The following is a 15,416-nucleotide window of genomic DNA, read 5'->3' on the forward strand; positions in this document are numbered from 1 at the left end:
GCAGCTTGTGCGGGGTACGCACGCGCGTGGCGCGCGCGGGGACGGCGACCGAACCGTCGGTGGGCGCTCAGTACCGGGACGCCACGGTGCCCGCGGCCCGATCGTGCAGGCCGCGGGTGTCACGGTCGTAGACCACCGCCGGGATCACCAGGCACAACAGGAGGGTACGCACGGTCATCGACAAGAACCAGGGCCAGGGGCGCTCCCCCGTGGCCGCGATCCCCACACCGACGATCCGCCGTCCGATCGTTGTACCGAACAGTGTCAGCAGCAGGATGTTCATCGCAGCGAAGACCACCAGGGTGGACAGGGCGGTGAAGTTGGTCAGGGCGAGGGCCTCCTCGTCACCGCCCGCGGCCGCGGCCGCGGCCAGTTCCTGCCCGATCAGGCCGAGGTTGACGGCGACCCACACCAGCATCGCGGCGATACCCCAGTCCAGGGCGAGGCCGACCAGGCGCCGGATGACCCCGGGGACCGAACCGGTACCGCTCTCGGGCAGACCGAGCCGGTTGCCCCGGTAGCGGAAGTCGTCCTCGGGGGCCGCGGAGGCACCGCTCCGGCTCTCGTCACTCATGCTTTTCACGGTATCGGCCCGGAACGACCCCCCGCGCGCGGGTGCGCAGGAGCACTGTGACCTGGGCCGGGGCCTTGCGTGTCGACGGTCACTCCGAAGGCCGGATGCGCCCCGTTTTGCCCCTCAAACAGGCGGAATCACCGGGTCAGCAGCATTGGTCTGCGAAAACACCCAGCTCCGTAACATGCAGGAAACAATCGAGACATGGTGTGGAAATCACGCGCTCCTAGCTTCGATAGCGAAGCCGGGAGACGGCGTGTGGTTCGACATGTCCGCGACGGAGCGGATCACGAGCCCACCGTCTCAGCCACCTGCACGGAGGTTCCGTTTTGTTCAGCAGCGTCGACGAGGTTCTCGCCTACATCCGAGACGAGGACGTCAAGTTCCTCGACGTCCGGTTCACGGACCTGTTCGGAGGCGTGAACCACGTTACCCTCCCGGTCCAGAACGTGGACGAGTCCACGTTCACCAACGGCCAGATGTTCGACGGCTCGTCGATCCGCGGCTTCCAGGCCATCCACGAGTCGGACATGCTGCTGCTCCCCGACCTGAGCACCGGTGTCCTGGACCCGTTCCGCAAGCACAAGACGCTGAACATGACGTTCTTCGTCCACGACCCGCTCACGCTGGAGTCCTACAGCCGCGACCCGCGTAACGTCGCCCGCAAGGCCGAGGCCTACCTCAAGGGCTCGGGCGTGGCCGACACCGCCTTCTTCGGCCCCGAAGCCGAGTTCTACATCTTCGACGACGTCAAGTTCGAGACGCGTGCGAACACCGGCTACTACGAGATCGACTCCATCGAGGGCGCCTGGAACACCGGCTCCGCGATCGAGGGCGGCAACCGCGGCTACCGTCCGCGCTTCAAGGGCGGCTACTTCCCCGTCGAGCCGGTCGACCACTACAGCGACCTGCGCTCCGACATGGTGCAGACCCTGATCGAGTCCGGCGTCGAGGTCGAGCTCCAGCACCACGAGGTCGGCACCGCCGGCCAGGCCGAGATCGGCATCAAGTTCGGCACGCTGCTCCAGATGGCGGACAAGACGCAGCTGTACAAGTACATCGTCAAGAACGTCGCCAACAATGCGGGCAAGACCGCCACGTTCATGCCCAAGCCGCTCTTCGGCGACAACGGCTCCGGCATGCACTGCCACCAGAGCCTGTGGAAGGACGGCGAGCCGCTGTTCTTCGACGAGTCCGGTTACGGCCAGCTCTCCGACACGGCCCGCTACTACATCGGCGGCCTGCTCAAGCACGCCTCGGCGCTGCTGGCCTTCACCAACCCGACGGTGAACTCCTTCCACCGCCTGGTGCCGGGCTACGAGGCCCCGATCAACCTGGTCTACAGCCAGCGGAACCGTTCGGCCTGCATCCGCCTGCCGCTCACCGGCTCCAACCCCAAGGCCAAGCGCATCGAGTTCCGCGTGCCGGACCCGTCGGCCAACCCCTACCTGGCCTTCTCCGCCATGCTGATGGCGGGCCTGGACGGCATCAAGAACAAGATCGAGCCGCCGGAGCCGGTCGACAAGGACCTCTACGAGCTGCCCCCGGCCGAGGCCGCGGCCATCGAGACGGTCCCCGCGTCCCTGGACGACGCCCTGAAGGCCCTGGAGGCCGACCACGAGTTCCTGCTCGAGGGCGGTGTCTTCACCAAGGACCTGATCGAGACCTACATCGACTTCAAGCGCACCGAGGAGATCGACTCCCTGCGTCTGCGCCCGCACCCGCGCGAGTTCGAGCTCTACTACGACATCTAGCAGCACCCCTCGGGGCCGGTATCCAGTTCGGATACCGGCCCCGAGTCGGTTCCGGGGCCGTTCGTCGGCGCCCGGACCCAGGGCCGGGCCGTGCGGTCCGTGCGCGGGCCGTGCGGCTACCGTTGACGCGTGGCAAGGGACGGAATAACCAACATGACAGCAGGCGCGCTCGCCAGGCTCGGTTTCAGCGACAGCACCCGGGCTCTGCGGCTGGTGACCGAGGCCGGCCTGGACGCCCGGGCCGACACCGAGATCATCGGCGCACTCGCGGCGGCCGCCGACCCCGACCAGGCCCTGCTGGGTCTGCTCCGGCTGCTGGAGGCCGCGCCCGACCCCGAGGAGGTACTCCTCGCGCTGCGGGAGGAACGGGAGCTGCGGACCCGGCTGTGCCGGATCCTGGGCGCCAGCACGGCCCTGACCGACCACCTGGTCCGCCACCCCGGTGACTGGCGTGAGCTGCGCGGGGCCGACGCCGCGCGCACCCCCGAACCGGAGGAGCTGCGCCGGGGACTCATGCACACCGTGGGCGCCCACCCCGACGACACCGCCCCCGTCGCCGACCTCTCCCTGGGTGAGGGGTCCGAGGCGGAGCCCTCGGCCGTGCTGCGGCACACGCTGCGGGTGGCCTACCGCCGGCGGGTCCTGAGGCTGACCGGGCGGGACCTGACCGGGGTGAACACGGTGGACGAGGTCGCCGCCGAGCTGGCCGACCTGGCCGCCGCGACCCTGGACGCGGCGTTGGCGGTGGCCCGGGCCGAGGCGCCCGAGGACGCGGAGCTGTGCCGGCTGAGCGTGATCGGCATGGGCAAGTGCGGCGGCCGGGAACTCAACTACGTCAGCGACGTGGACGTCGTGTTCGTGGCCGAACCCGCCGTGGACGCGGGCGAGGCGGCCGGGGACGAGCAGGGGGCCCAGCGAGCGGCCACCCGGTTGGCCACTGCGATGATGCGCATCCTGTCGGAGACCGACGCCGAGGGCACCCTGTGGGAGGTCGATCCGGCCCTGCGCCCCGAGGGCAAGAACGGTCCGCTGGTGCGTCCGCTGGCCGGGCACCTGGCGTACTACGAGCGCTGGGCGAAGACCTGGGAGTTCCAGGCGCTGCTCAAGGCCCGTCCGATCGCCGGTGACGCGGAGCTGGGCCGGGCGTACTCGGAGGCGATCTCCCCGATGGTGTGGGAGGCCGCCGGGCGCAAGGACTTCGTGGAGGACGTCCAGGCGATGCGCCGCCGGGTGGTGGCGCACATCCCCGCGGGCCAGACCGAGCGGGAACTGAAACTGGGCCCGGGCGGGCTGCGCGACATCGAGTTCTCCGTGCAGCTGCTCCAACTGGTGCACGGGCGCTCCGACGACCGGCTGCGTTCGGGCAACACCCTCCGGGCCCTGACCGCCCTGTCGGAGTACGGCTACGTGGGCCGCAAGGACGCGGCCGGGCTGGCCGAGGCCTACCGGTTCCTGCGCCGGGTGGAGCACCTGTTGCAGCTGGAGCGGTTGCGGCGCACCCACCTGCTGCCCGACCCCCAGTCCCCGGACGGCCCCGCGCAGCTGCGCCAACTGGGCCGGGCCCTGGGGTTCACCGCCGATCCGGTACGGGAGCTGACCGAGGCCCGCAAGCGGGTGTCGGCCGAGGTGCGCCGCCTGCACGAGAAGCTCTTCTACCGTCCGCTGCTGAACGCGGTGGCCAAGCTCCCCGAGGACGAGGCCCGGCTCTCCCCCGAGCAGGCGGTGGAACGGCTGGGCGCCCTGGGCTTCGTGGACCCGCGCGGGGCCCTGCGCCACCTGAAGTCGCTGACGTCGGGGCTGTCCCGGCGTGCGGCCATCCAGCGCACGCTGCTGCCGGTGATGCTGGGCTGGTTCGCCGACTCCCCCGACCCGGACGCGGGCCTGCTCGGTTTCCGCCAGGTCAGCGACTCCCTGGGCACCACCCCCTGGTACCTGCGGCTGCTGCGCGACGACGTGCGGGTGGCCGAGCGGATGGCCTGGCTGCTGGGGACGAGCCGTTACGCCACCGAACTGCTGCTGCGTGCCCCGGAGGCCGTGGCGACCCTGGCCGACGACGCCGACCTGCGGCGCCGCCAGACCAGGACCCTGATGGCCGAGGCCGATGCGGCGCTGCGCCGCTACGACACCCCGGAGGAGGCGGTGTCGGCGGTGCGGGCCCTGCGCCGCCGGGAACTGCTGCGCACGGCCGCCGCGGACCTGCTGGGCGTGTCCTCGGTGGAGGAGGTCGGCACCGCGCTGACCGACATCGCGGCGGTGACCATCGACGCGGCCCTGCGCGCGGCCTACGCCAAGGCGGTGGCCGATTCCGGCGGTGAGAGGCTCACCCGGGTGTGCGTGGTGGCCATGGGGCGGTTCGGCGGCGGTGAGCTGACCTACGCCAGCGACGCCGACGTGATGTACGTGCACGACCCGCTGCCCGGTGTGGACACGGGCTCGGCCACCAGGCAGGCCCTGGCGACCGTGCGGGAGCTGGCCCGGCTCCTGGAGATGCCGCAGGCCGAGCCGCCGCTCAAGATCGACACCGACCTGCGGCCGGAGGGCAGGAGCGGGCCGGTGGTGCGCACGCTGGACTCCTACGCCGCCTACTACGGCCGCTGGTCGCAGGTGTGGGAGAGCCAGGCGCTGTTGCGGGCGCGGCCGATCGCGGGCGACGAGGGGCTGTGTTCGGCCTTCACCGCCCTGATCGATCCCCTGCGCTACCCGGACGGGGGCATCGACGGGTCCGCGGTGTTGGAGATCCGTAAGCTCAAGGCCCGGATGGAGGCCGAACGGCTGCCGCGCGGGGCCGACCCGACCCTGCACACGAAGCTGGGCCGGGGCGGGCTCTCGGACGTGGAGTGGGTGGCCCAGCTGGTGCAGTTGCGCCACGCCCACGAGCACCCGGACCTGCGCACGACCGGGACCCTGGAGGCCCTGGGGGTCGCGGTGGCGCACGGTCTGCTGGCGGCCGACGACGGTGTGGTGCTGGAGGAGGCCTGGCGTCTGGCCTCCCGGGTGCGCGGGATGGTCATGCTGGTGCGCGGCCGGGGCGGCGACTCGATCCCGAACGACCTGCGGGTGCGTGCCGCGCTGGCCCAGGCCATGGGTTACGGCGAGGACGACGGGGACGATGACGAGGACGGCGGCGACGGCCTGGAGCCGGAGGGCCCCGCGGAGCAGTTGACCGACGCCTACCTGCGCGCCACCCGCCGGGCCCGCGCGGTCATGGAGAGGACCTTCTACGACGACTGAGGCCGCGGCGCGGACGGGGCCGCGGTCGGCTTCACGGGGGGATCCGACGGGGGAGGCAGTGTGACCGTGACGGTCAGCCCTCCCCCTTCCCGCGCCTGGCGCGGCCACAGCTCCAGGGTGCCGCCGTGGACGTCGACGACCCGGGCCACCAGGGCCAGGCCCAGGCCGTGCCCCTGACCGGTGCTGACCCGGCCCTGCCCGCGGAGGAAGGGTTCGTGCAGGCGTGCGACGGTCTGCGGCGTGTACACGGGGCCGGTGTTCTCGACCCGCAGGAGGGCGCCGCCGGTGCGGGGGTCGCGGCCGGTGGTGACGGAGGCCGTGCCCTCGTCGGCCGTGCCGGCCCGGGCGTTGTGGCGCAGGGAGTTGTGCACCAGGTTCTCGGTGAGCTGGGTGAGCAGGGTGATGTCACCGACCGTCGGGGCCGGGGGCAGCGTGTGTCGCAACCGGACACCGGCCCGTTTCGCCTCGTCCGCGTGTCGTGCGACCACACCGCGTGCGACCTCGGCGAGGTCGGTCGACGCGGCGGCCGCGGTGACGGCGTTGGCGTCGGCCAGCCGCAGCAGCGCCTCGGTGAGTTCGATCGCACGGGCGTTGGTGATGTCGAGCCGTTCGAGCAGGCGGGGGTGGTCCTGTCCCTCCGGGTCGCGGCGGGCCACGTTCAGCAGGGTCGCGTTGACGGCCAGCGGGGTGCGCAGTTCGTGTGCGGCGTTGGCGGCGAAGCGCTCCTGCGCCTCGAAGGCGTCCTGGAGGCGGTCGAGCATGTGGTCGAAGGCGTCAGCGAGCTGGCGGAACTCGTCGTTGCGCCCCGAGAGCGCGATCCGGTGCTCCAGCCGCCCCGTCGCGGCGTTCAGGACCGCGTCGTTGATCTGCCTTAGAGGACGCAGCACCCAGCCGGCCAGGAACCAGCCGCCGACCAGCCCGAGCACGGCCAGCACCAGCAGGACCGCCCCCGAGACGTTGACGAGCGCGCTCAGGATCTCCGAGCGGGCCGGGATCACCAGGTGGGCGTCGCTCGGGTTGGCCGCGGTGAGCGGGTAGTTGGGGACGTACCGCAGAACCACGTAGATCCCGGCCAGGACGGCCAGCCCCGCGATGACCAGGAAACCGGCGTAGCCGAGGGTCAGGCGCAGACGTGCGCTGACCCTCGGTCCGGGCGGCGCCGCGTCCCTCTCGCGGCCGTTCACCGGTCCTCGCCGGGAGAGACGAGACGGTAGCCCGCGCCGGGCACGGTGACGATGGGGTCCGGGTCGCCCAGGGCCCTGCGCAGCTGGGACACCGTGACCCGGGGCGCGCTGGTGAAGGGGTCGGCGTGTTCGTCCCAGACCTTCTCCAGGAGGGTTTCCGCGCTGACCACTCCCCCGTCGGCGCGCATGAGCAGTTCGAGGACGGCGAACTGCTTGCGGGGCAGCCGCAGGTAGCGGCCTGCCCGGTAGACCTCCCTGCGGTAGGGGTCCAGGCGCAGGCCGGCCTGTTCCAACACCGGTTGGACGGTGGCGGAGGGCCGCCGGGCGAGCGCGCGCAGGCGCACGACCAGCTCCTCCACCGCGAACGGTTTGGTGAGGTAGTCGTCAGCGCCCAGGGCGAACCCGTCCACCTTGTCCCTGAGCCGGGTCGCGGCGGTGAGCATCAGGACCCGGGTGCCGGGGTGGTCGCGGGCGAGGACCGCGCACACCTGGTCGCCGTGGACACCGGGGATGTCCCGGTCGAGGACGACCACGTCGTAGTCGTTGACCCCGATCCGTTCCAGCGCGGCGTCGCCGTCCAGCGCGACGTCAGCGGCGATGGCTTCCTGCCGCAGCCCCGACTGGAGGGCCTCGGCCATGAAGACCTCGTCCTCGACGACCAGCACGCGCATGTGGTTCCCCCTGTTCGGCGGACCCGCTTCTCCGGGTTCGGGCAGCTCACAGACCACGGAGAGGGGCTGAGGCAACTCAGTGTAGGCAGGGGCCGTGTTGCGAAAACGTTGGGTCGCCGGCCTACATCCGCGCAACAACCTCCCTGGTGCTGTGGTCCCTTCGGTGCCGGGCACGGGGCCCGGCCTTGGCGAAGGGACGTCTCATGCGCTGGTTGCGGTTCCGACCGGCTGTTCTCACCACCGCGACCGTGGTGTCCGTGCTGGCACTGGGTGGCTGTGCGGCGTCGGGCGCGGACGGCGGTTCGGCCGGCGGCACGGACAGCGGTGGCGGCCCCGACCGTGGTGAGGTGTCCGGGGAGAGCCCCGACCGGTCGCGGTCGGAGGACCTCCCGGTAACCCGGTCCACCCCCTTGGACGAGGACGACGGCTTCGTCCCCGAGGGCGGGGCCCTGGACCCCTCCGAGGACGTGCCCGCCCTGACCGGACTCGACACCGAGCTGCTGGCGGCGGTGCACGATGCCGCCGACGCGGCTCTGGCGGAGGACGGAATCGAGGTACTGGTGACGAGCGGGTGGCGCAGCGAGCGTTACCAGCGGTTCCTGCTGGATTCGGCGGTCGGGGTGTACGGCAGCGAGGAGGAGGCGGCCAGATGGGTCGCCGGGCCCGAGGAGTCCTCGCACGTGACCGGCGAGGCCGTGGACATCGGCCGCACCGACGCGGCGTACTGGTTCGCCGAGCACGGCCCGCGGTTCGGGCTCTGCCAGACCTACGCCAACGAGATCTGGCACTACGAGCTCACCGTGGAACCCGGCGGCACCTGCCCCGAGCCCGTGGCGGACGCGTCCGCGGACTGAGGATGTCGGAGTGGGGGCACCCCGGCGCCGGAGGAGTGTGGCGCCGGGGTGCCGGGGGCGGGCCGGGGAGTCACGGCCCTGGTCGTGCGGTCAGCGGTCGGTGGTCAGTCGCGCCAGGTGACGGAGGCGTCCGGGCCGACCCGGTTGGCACCGCTCTCCCATGCGACGCTGCCGTCCGGGGAGACCTTGACGAGTTTCCACTCGGTGTCGGCCCCGATGACGGCGCTGCCGGACCACTCCGGGTAGGTGGACGAGTCCGTGCTCAGGGGGGCGCCGTCAGCCGGGTTCCAGGAGCCCAGTTCGGGGGTGGAGCCGACGACGTGCACCTCCTGGCCGAACTCGGTCTGCACGGTCGCGGTGATGGTGTGCGGGTCGCCGGGCTCCCCCGGGTCGCCGCCGCCGTCGCACTCGTCGAGGTCGCAGATGCCGTCGACGTGGATGGCGACAGCGCCCTCGGACGGGACGTCCACGGTGACCTGACCGCCGGAGACGGTGGCCGAGCCGCTACCCGCCGCGTTCTCGTAGATGCCGTCGGGCATGGACGTGGTGGCGGTCACGTTCCAGGTGCCGCCGCCGGCGTTGAAGGCCGCGAAGCCGCGGTCACCGCGGTCGAAGGCGACCCGTGCGCTGCCGTCGGTGGCACGCTGGGTGATCCCGGTGCCGTCGGTGGAGTTGCGGAAGGCGGCCATCCCCGCGACGGTGTCGTCGCGGTGCTCGCAGACCCAGTCGGCGTCGGCGCAGTCGCTGTCCTCGGTGATCCAGCCCGCTGGGTTGCCGTCGACCTCGCCGACGCTGGGCGGGCCCTCGGTCTGGTTGTCGCCGAAGTCGTAGCTCGACATCACCACGGGGGTGCCGTAGGGGTGGGCGAGCATGAAGGCGGTGGCGAGGTGGTAGCGGTCGCCGTCCTTGTAGGTGAGGGTCGGCGTGTAGCGCTGGGTGTCGTGGTTGTCGACGAAGACCACGGCCTCGTCCGTGGTCAGGCCGCCGTAGTCGGGCATGTCGACCAGTCCGGCCAGGTCCCCACCCGCGAACTTCCCGGCGAAGTCGTTCTTGTAGTCGAAGTTGGTGACCTTGCCGTACGGGGTGTAGGCGGTGTAGGGCACCGTCTGGTCGCCGTAGACCTCGTGGTAGACGTCGGGCTGTCCGCCGAAGCCGGGGACCTCGTTCAGTCCGTTGAAGAGCGCCTCGACGTCGGCCTCGGGAACGTGCTTGGAGGCGTCCACGCGGAATCCGCCCACGCCCATGTCCACGAGCCCGTTGAGGTAGCGCCGCAACTGCTCGCGCACGTGCGGGGTGGCGGTGTTCAGGTTCGAGAGCTCCAGGAGCTCACAGTTCTGGACCTCCCACTTGTCGTTCCAGTCGCTGATGGTCTCGAAGCAGGGGCCGAAGTCGTCGCCTCCGTAGGCGGCGCTGCCGTCGCCGAACAGGTCCGGGTAGGCGTACTTCTCCCACTCGGTGCCGTTGCTGCCGGTGCCCGAACCGGGGCCGGTCATGTGGTTGATGATGACGTCGGCGTAGATCCGGACGCCGTTCTCGCGGCACGTGGCGACCATGGCCTCGAACTCCTCGGCCGTGCCGCGCCGGGTGTTGTCGATCTGGTAGGAGACCGGCTGGTAGTCCTGCCACCAGGGGTAGTTGCCGCCTTCGGCGGAGGGGATGACCACGTGCTCCTGGGGCGGGGAGACCTGGACGCCGCCGAACCCGTTCGGGCCGAGGAAGTCCTCACACTCGGCGGCCACGGAATCCCAGTTCCACTGGAACAGGTGGACGATGGTGTCGCCGCCCTCCCGGAGGGGGGCGGGGCTGTCCGCGGAGGCGGCGACGGCCTCCTGGGGGCCGACCGGGCCGGGAACCGCTAGCAGGCCGGTTCCCAGCAGCACGGCGCCGATGAGGGCGCCGGGGCGGGGTGTTCTCATGTGCGCTCCTTGGGGGGAGGTCCTCGGCGGGGCCACGCTGCCCCGCCGACACTCTCTTGCAGTCTTTGCAAGAGTTTGCGCAAGCGTGACGAAGGTAACAGATGAACTCTGGGTTGTGAACAACGGATTTCCGGCACCTTTCCACTGCCCGAACGCGCAAGCTCGGTGAATACCGACGAAAGAAGCTGCAAAAATTTCAACGACGGGTGCGTAGAGAGCCCTCTGGAGGACCCCGGAAGGGCACGAAAAAGCCGGTGGCGGACCAGACCTCTCGGCCTGGCCCGCCACCGGCTGACCCCGTGCGGGCGGGAGCGGGCGGCGCCCCGCGGCGGGCGCCGCCCGGGGGGGCGTTACCAGAAGACCGCGACACCGATGTTGACGATGGCGAGGACCCCGGCGATGGTCGCGAGGTTCCTGGCGGGCTTGCGCAGGTTCAGCACACCCAGGACCACGACGGCCAGGGCGACGAGGAGCTTGACCGCGATCTTGACGTGGTCGAGCTCGGTCAGGTCCGCCATCTCGGCGACGCCGACCAGCAGCAGCCCCGTGACGAACTGGAGCAGGGCGCTGTGCAGCAGGACCTTGGTCGCCTTGACGTTGTCGGTCATCAGCTGCATCAGGAACCCGGCGATGATGCCGGCCAGGCCGATCATGTGCAGGAACACGAGCGCGGAGTAGAGAAAGTCCATGCCGACAGACTACTACGCGCTGTAGTTGAAGAGCCCGTCTTACTGACGCCCTGACGTAACAAATCAGACAACCCGCTACTTCGTTCACCTCCGCCCGGCTGGCCCCCACTGCCGCCACAACAACCAGACCAGCACGGCCAGCACCCCCGCACCCGCCGCACGCACCAGGGCGTCCCGGTCCATCAGTTCCCCCACCCGCGAGAGCACCGTCCGGTCGGCGACCTGGAGCGTGTCGCTCGCGCACGCCGAGGGTTCGGCGTCCCGGTCCAACAGCAGGCAGGCCGTACTCACCACGCGGTCCCCCGCCTCCGCGTCCTCGGGCACCCGGACCCGGACCGTGTACACGGCCTCCCCTCCCTCCGGTACGTCGACCCGCCAGTTGGCGACGCCCTCCTCGACCACGCCGGACCGGTCGATCCCGACCACCTCCAGGGGTTCGGGGACGTGCTGGGCGAGCAGACCCCCCTCGACGGCCGCCGCACCGCCGTTGGCCACGGTCGCCCGGTAGCGGACCTCCTCGCCCGGCAGCGGGGACTGCTCCGCACCCGTCAGGGTCAGGCCCACCAGTTCGGAGTCGGCGAGGCCGTCGCCGCCGTCGGCGAGCGCGCCGGGCTGCGCCCGCCCTCCCCCCTGACCGTCTGCTGCGGCGGGGGCCGCGCACAGCACGGCGGCGGTCAGCCCCGCGAGGACCCAGCCGGACCTCGGGCCGAGCCCGCTCCCGGCTGCTCCTGGCCCGTCCGTCCCCTCTCGGCACGGCCCTTCCCGGCCCGTGCCCCGCCGACCGGTCCCGCAAGCGACCCGAGTCATCCCACGCCTCCTTGAGGTTCACCCTGTGACACCTCAAGACAACTACGCGCGATCATCTCCGAACGCTCGGTGACACGCCCCCGACCAGCACAACCTCCGACGGAAACCGCTCCGGTCCGCCTCCGGGCCCGAGCGCTTAGGACGCATCTCACCCGCCTTAGGACGCTTGGCCCACCGACCCGCCACTTGCTGCGGAAAACCGGTCATTCCTTCCGATGTGCGGGGGCACCCCTTAGCCGGATCGTGGAGGGCACGGGGGCGGAACACGGGTTCCGCCGCACCACGGAAAGGACCACCGTGTTCCACCTCGAACCACCACGCGACAGCCGCACCCTCTCCCGGACCGCCGCCCGCGAGAGCGAACACCTCCGGGCGGCGACGAGGGCACGGGCCGAGGCACGCGCCCGCCGCAGGGCCGAACGCGCGAGGCGACGGGCCAAGGGGACCTGACCCGGACCGCACCCGCCCGATCCGCCCCGGCGCCCGCCGAGGGGCGCCCCAGCACCAGGAGGAAGACCATGACCTACAACGACCTGCGTTCCGTCACCGCCACCGCGCTGCGGGACGAGCGCCTGCGCCAGGCCGAGCTCGGCCGCCGCGCCCGTCGGCTGCGCGCCGAGGCACGGGCCAGCCGGGAAAACCAGGAGCGGATTCAGCCACGGAGAGCATAATGGGCGATATGCCCCTGATTTCCGATACCAGTCCCCTCTTCGTCGGCCGCCGGGACCAGCTGCGGCTCCTGACCGACCAGGCCCACCGCGTACGCACCGGGCCGCCGGAGACGTTGCTGGTCGGCGGGGACGCGGGGGTCGGCAAGAGCCGTCTGGTCACCGAGTTCGCCGCCACCCGGCCCGCCGGGACGGTGTTCGTCGGGGCTTGCCTGCAACTGGGCGTGGACGGTCTGTCCTACGCGCCCTTCACCGCGGTGCTCCGCCAGATCCTGCGCGAGCGGGGCCGGGCCCCGTTCGAGGCTGCCGCACCGGGCGGGGTCGGCGAGTTCGCCCGGCTCCTGCCGGAGCTGGGCGAGCCCCCCGCGGACCGGCGGGAGAACCGGGGCATCCTCTTCGAGCAGGTGCTGCGCCTGTTCGAGCAGGTGGCCGGGGACCACGGGATCACCGTGGTACTGGAGGACCTGCACTGGTCCGACGGAGCGACCCGGGACCTGCTGGTCTTCCTGAGCCGCAACCTGGACCGGCCCGGAACCCAGATCGTCGTCACCTACCGCAGCGACGACCTGCACCGCACGCACCCGCTGCGCCGCCTGCTGCCCGAACTCGAACGCCTGCCCGGGGTGGGCCGGATCGTGCTGGAGCCGTTCACACGCGACGAGGTGGGCCGCCAGGCCGCGGCCATCCGGGGCGAGGAGCTGGGGCACGACGCCCTGAACACGCTCTACCGGCGCAGCGAGGGCGTGCCGCTGTTCGTGGAGGCGCTGGCCGCCGCCGAGACCTGTCCGGACGACGAGGACCCCGAGCTGCCCGACCACTTCCGCGACCTCCTGCTGGAACCGGTCCGCCGCTTCGACGGCACCGCCCTGACCGTGCTGCGGGCGGCCGCGGTGGGCGCCGTGGCGGACAGCATCGAACACGAGGTGCTCTACCACGCGGCCGGGTTGCCCGAACACGAACTGGAGGCGGCGCTGCACACGTTGGTGGACGCCAACGTGCTCCGTCCCGGGCGCACCGACTACCGGTTCCGGCACGCGCTGCTGCGCGACGCCGTGCACGAGGAGATCCTGCCCGGCCCGCACTCACGACTGCACCTGCGCTTCGCCCAGCTCATCGACGAGTACCCCGACGCGGTGCCCGCCGACCGCCGCGCGGCCGAGCAGGCCCACCACTACCAGGCCGCGCAGGACCTGCCCCGGGCCATGGAGGCCGCCTGGTGGGCGGCCGTCCAGGCCGAGAAGACGCTCGCCTTCGACGAGCGGCTGGGCATGTTGGAACGGGTCCTGGCCCTGTGGGACCGGGTGCCCGACCCCAGCAGCCGGGTGGAGGGGCTCGGCTGGGCCGAGGTGGTCAGCCGGGCGGCGAACACGGCGATCTCGGCGAACCGCAACCGGCGGGCGCTGGAGCTGGTCGACGAGGCGCTGGCGACCCTGCCCGAGCACCCCGACGACGACGCCACCCGCGCCCTGCGGGCGGTCCTGCTGCGCCAGCGCGGCCAGGCCCGCGCCTACCACGTACGCGACGGGGGGCTCAGCGACCTGGTCCGGGCCCTGGAACTGCATCCGCCGCACATGCCCGGGTACAGCCAGCTCCTGGCCATCCTGGCCCGGGAGTGCGCCCTGCTGCGCGAGGACCGGGAGGAGACCCCCGAGCAGAAGCTTCTGCTGGAACTGGCCCGCAGCGGCCACGGGCCCCGCGACCTGGCCAGGCTGGCGATCGAGGCGGCCGACACCGACGGACCCTCCGACCTGTGCGCGGCCGCCGACGCCCGCATCACCCTCGGCGGGGTCTTCATGCAGGACGGCGACCTCGAACGCGGGCGCCCGCTGATGGAGGAGGGCCTGCGCCGGGCCGAGGAGCTGCGCCAGCCCCACATGGAGGCGCGCGGGGCCGGGAACCTGGGCCACTTCCTGCGCGAACTGGGCCACCACCAGGAGGGGCTCCGCGTGCTGGAGGCGTCCCTGGCCCGGCACGAGTCGCTGGGCTGGGCCCCGGCGCGCAAGTCATTCAACCACCAGAACCGGGCCGAGATCCTGCTGGAACTGGGCGACCTGCGCGGGACCCGGGAGATCTTCCGGCGCTACCTCAGTCGGGACCAACGGGACGGCAAGCACCTGCACTACATCCAGGCGGTGGAGGCGCGCGCCGCCGCGGCGATGGGGGACACGGCCGCGGCACGGGCCGAGGCGGGGCCGGTGGGCGACCGCTCCATGCTGGACGCGCACCGGATGAACATGGTCCAGCTGCGGACCATGGGCCTGTTGGACGCGGCCCTGGCCGAGGGCGACGTCGCCGAGGCCCTGTCCCTGTCCCGGGACGTGCTGGAACGGGTGGTCCTGGAGTGCTCGCCCGGTTACACGTGGCCGTTGCTGGAGCAGATGGCCGAGGCCGCCCGGCTGGGGGCGGAGCGGGGCCGCGAGGCGGAGACGGCCGGTGCGGCCCTGCGGGTGCGCGAGCTGGTCGGCGGGATCGCGGCCGAGCTACCGCTCACCGGCCTGGTCCGTCCGGCGTACGCGGCGACGGTCAGCGCCCTGGTCGCCGAGGTGGACCGGGCTCGCGGCGAGGGGCCCGGCCCCGCCGCGTTGGCCGGGCTGTGGGCCGCGGCGGTGGCGGCGTGGGAGCGCACCCCTCTGCGGCTGCACCGGGCCCGGGCCCGGCTCCGCGAGGCCGAGGCCCTGGTCGCCACCGGTGACCGGACCCTGGCCGTGCGACGGACCCGGCAGGTACACCAGGCCGCCACGGAGTGCGCAGCGGCGCCCCTGGCCCGGGCCGCCGAGGACCTGGCCCGCAGGCTCGGTACGGGACTGTCCGAGGAGTCCGTGCCCCCGCCCGCGCCCGCCGGGCTGACCGCCCGGGAGGCCGAGGTCCTGCGGCTGCTCGCCTCGGGTGCGACCAACGCCCAGATCGCCGGGGAGCTGTTCATCTCCCCCAAGACCGCCAGCGTGCACGTGTCCAACATCCTCGCCAAGCTGGACGTGCCCAACCGCGCCACCGCCGGGGCGCGGGCCCGCGGGCTCGGCCTGGTCCGGTAGCGGGCCCGCCCGGTGCCCCGTCCCGGCCGTGCGGCG

At 72.2% G+C, this 15,416-nt stretch carries 12 protein-coding genes; 6 read left to right on the plus strand and 6 right to left on the minus strand.

Annotated features, from left to right (window positions below; all coding sequences use genetic code 11):
• Positions 1-67: 67 nt before the first annotated feature.
• Positions 68-574 (minus strand): RDD family protein, encoded by a 507-nt coding sequence (locus ACUKCB_RS12340; protein WP_473040636.1) that lies wholly within the window; start codon positions 572-574, stop codon positions 68-70.
• Between the two features lie 329 nt (positions 575-903).
• Between ACUKCB_RS12340 and glnA the strand changes: the two genes are divergently transcribed.
• Positions 904-2,328, plus strand: coding sequence for a type I glutamate--ammonia ligase (gene glnA / locus ACUKCB_RS12345; protein WP_473040637.1), 1,425 nt, complete (start codon positions 904-906; stop codon positions 2,326-2,328).
• Between the two features lie 153 nt (positions 2,329-2,481).
• The gene (locus ACUKCB_RS12350; protein ID WP_473040638.1) at positions 2,482-5,559 is read left to right on the plus strand and encodes a bifunctional [glutamine synthetase] adenylyltransferase/[glutamine synthetase]-adenylyl-L-tyrosine phosphorylase; all 3,078 of its coding nucleotides are present in this window, start codon (positions 2,482-2,484) and stop codon (positions 5,557-5,559) included.
• Here ACUKCB_RS12350 and ACUKCB_RS12355 read toward each other — a convergent pair.
• Entirely contained in the window at positions 5,547-6,743 is a 1,197-nt protein-coding gene (locus ACUKCB_RS12355; protein ID WP_473040639.1) for a sensor histidine kinase, read from the minus strand. The two genes, ACUKCB_RS12350 and ACUKCB_RS12355, sit on opposite strands and share 13 nt — an antisense overlap.
• Entirely contained in the window at positions 6,740-7,414 is a 675-nt protein-coding gene (locus tag ACUKCB_RS12360) for a response regulator transcription factor (RefSeq protein ID WP_473040640.1), read from the minus strand. Before ACUKCB_RS12360 ends, ACUKCB_RS12355 begins: the two co-directional genes overlap by 4 nt.
• Before the next feature lie 185 nt (positions 7,415-7,599).
• On the opposite strand from ACUKCB_RS12360, the gene ACUKCB_RS12365 reads away from it, so the two are divergent.
• A complete protein-coding gene (locus tag ACUKCB_RS12365) occupies positions 7,600-8,268 on the plus strand; it encodes a M15 family metallopeptidase (RefSeq protein ID WP_473040641.1) in 669 nt (222 codons plus the stop codon).
• A 104-nt stretch (positions 8,269-8,372) separates the two neighbouring features.
• On the opposite strand, the gene ACUKCB_RS12370 is transcribed toward ACUKCB_RS12365, so the two are convergent.
• The 3 genes from ACUKCB_RS12370 to ACUKCB_RS12380 form a co-directional block, all read right to left on the minus strand.
• Positions 8,373-10,184 (minus strand): carbohydrate-binding module family 20 domain-containing protein, encoded by a 1,812-nt coding sequence (locus ACUKCB_RS12370; protein WP_473040642.1) that lies wholly within the window; start codon positions 10,182-10,184, stop codon positions 8,373-8,375.
• Positions 10,185-10,534: 350 nt separating this feature from the next.
• Complete coding sequence (locus ACUKCB_RS12375) at positions 10,535-10,873, minus strand: hypothetical protein (protein WP_473040643.1); 339 nt, start codon at positions 10,871-10,873, stop codon at positions 10,535-10,537.
• 84 nt (positions 10,874-10,957) lie between these two features.
• Entirely contained in the window at positions 10,958-11,680 is a 723-nt protein-coding gene (locus ACUKCB_RS12380; RefSeq protein ID WP_473040644.1) for a hypothetical protein, read from the minus strand.
• Positions 11,681-11,977: 297 nt separating this feature from the next.
• Between ACUKCB_RS12380 and ACUKCB_RS12385 the strand changes: the two genes are divergently transcribed.
• The 3 genes from ACUKCB_RS12385 (at position 11,978) to ACUKCB_RS12395 (ending at position 15,380) form a co-directional block, all read left to right on the plus strand.
• Positions 11,978-12,130 carry a hypothetical protein gene (locus ACUKCB_RS12385; protein WP_473040645.1) on the plus strand — a complete coding sequence of 51 codons (153 nt, stop codon included), beginning with the start codon at positions 11,978-11,980 and terminating at the stop codon, positions 12,128-12,130.
• A 68-nt stretch (positions 12,131-12,198) separates the two neighbouring features.
• A complete protein-coding gene (locus ACUKCB_RS12390) occupies positions 12,199-12,351 on the plus strand; it encodes a hypothetical protein (protein ID WP_473040646.1) in 153 nt (50 codons plus the stop codon).
• A complete protein-coding gene (locus ACUKCB_RS12395; RefSeq protein WP_473040647.1) occupies positions 12,351-15,380 on the plus strand; it encodes a helix-turn-helix transcriptional regulator in 3,030 nt (1,009 codons plus the stop codon). The genes ACUKCB_RS12390 and ACUKCB_RS12395 overlap by 1 nt, the downstream gene beginning before the upstream one ends.
• The last annotated feature ends 36 nt before the right edge of the window (positions 15,381-15,416 follow it).

This window comes from Nocardiopsis moroccensis (genome assembly GCF_055763695.1).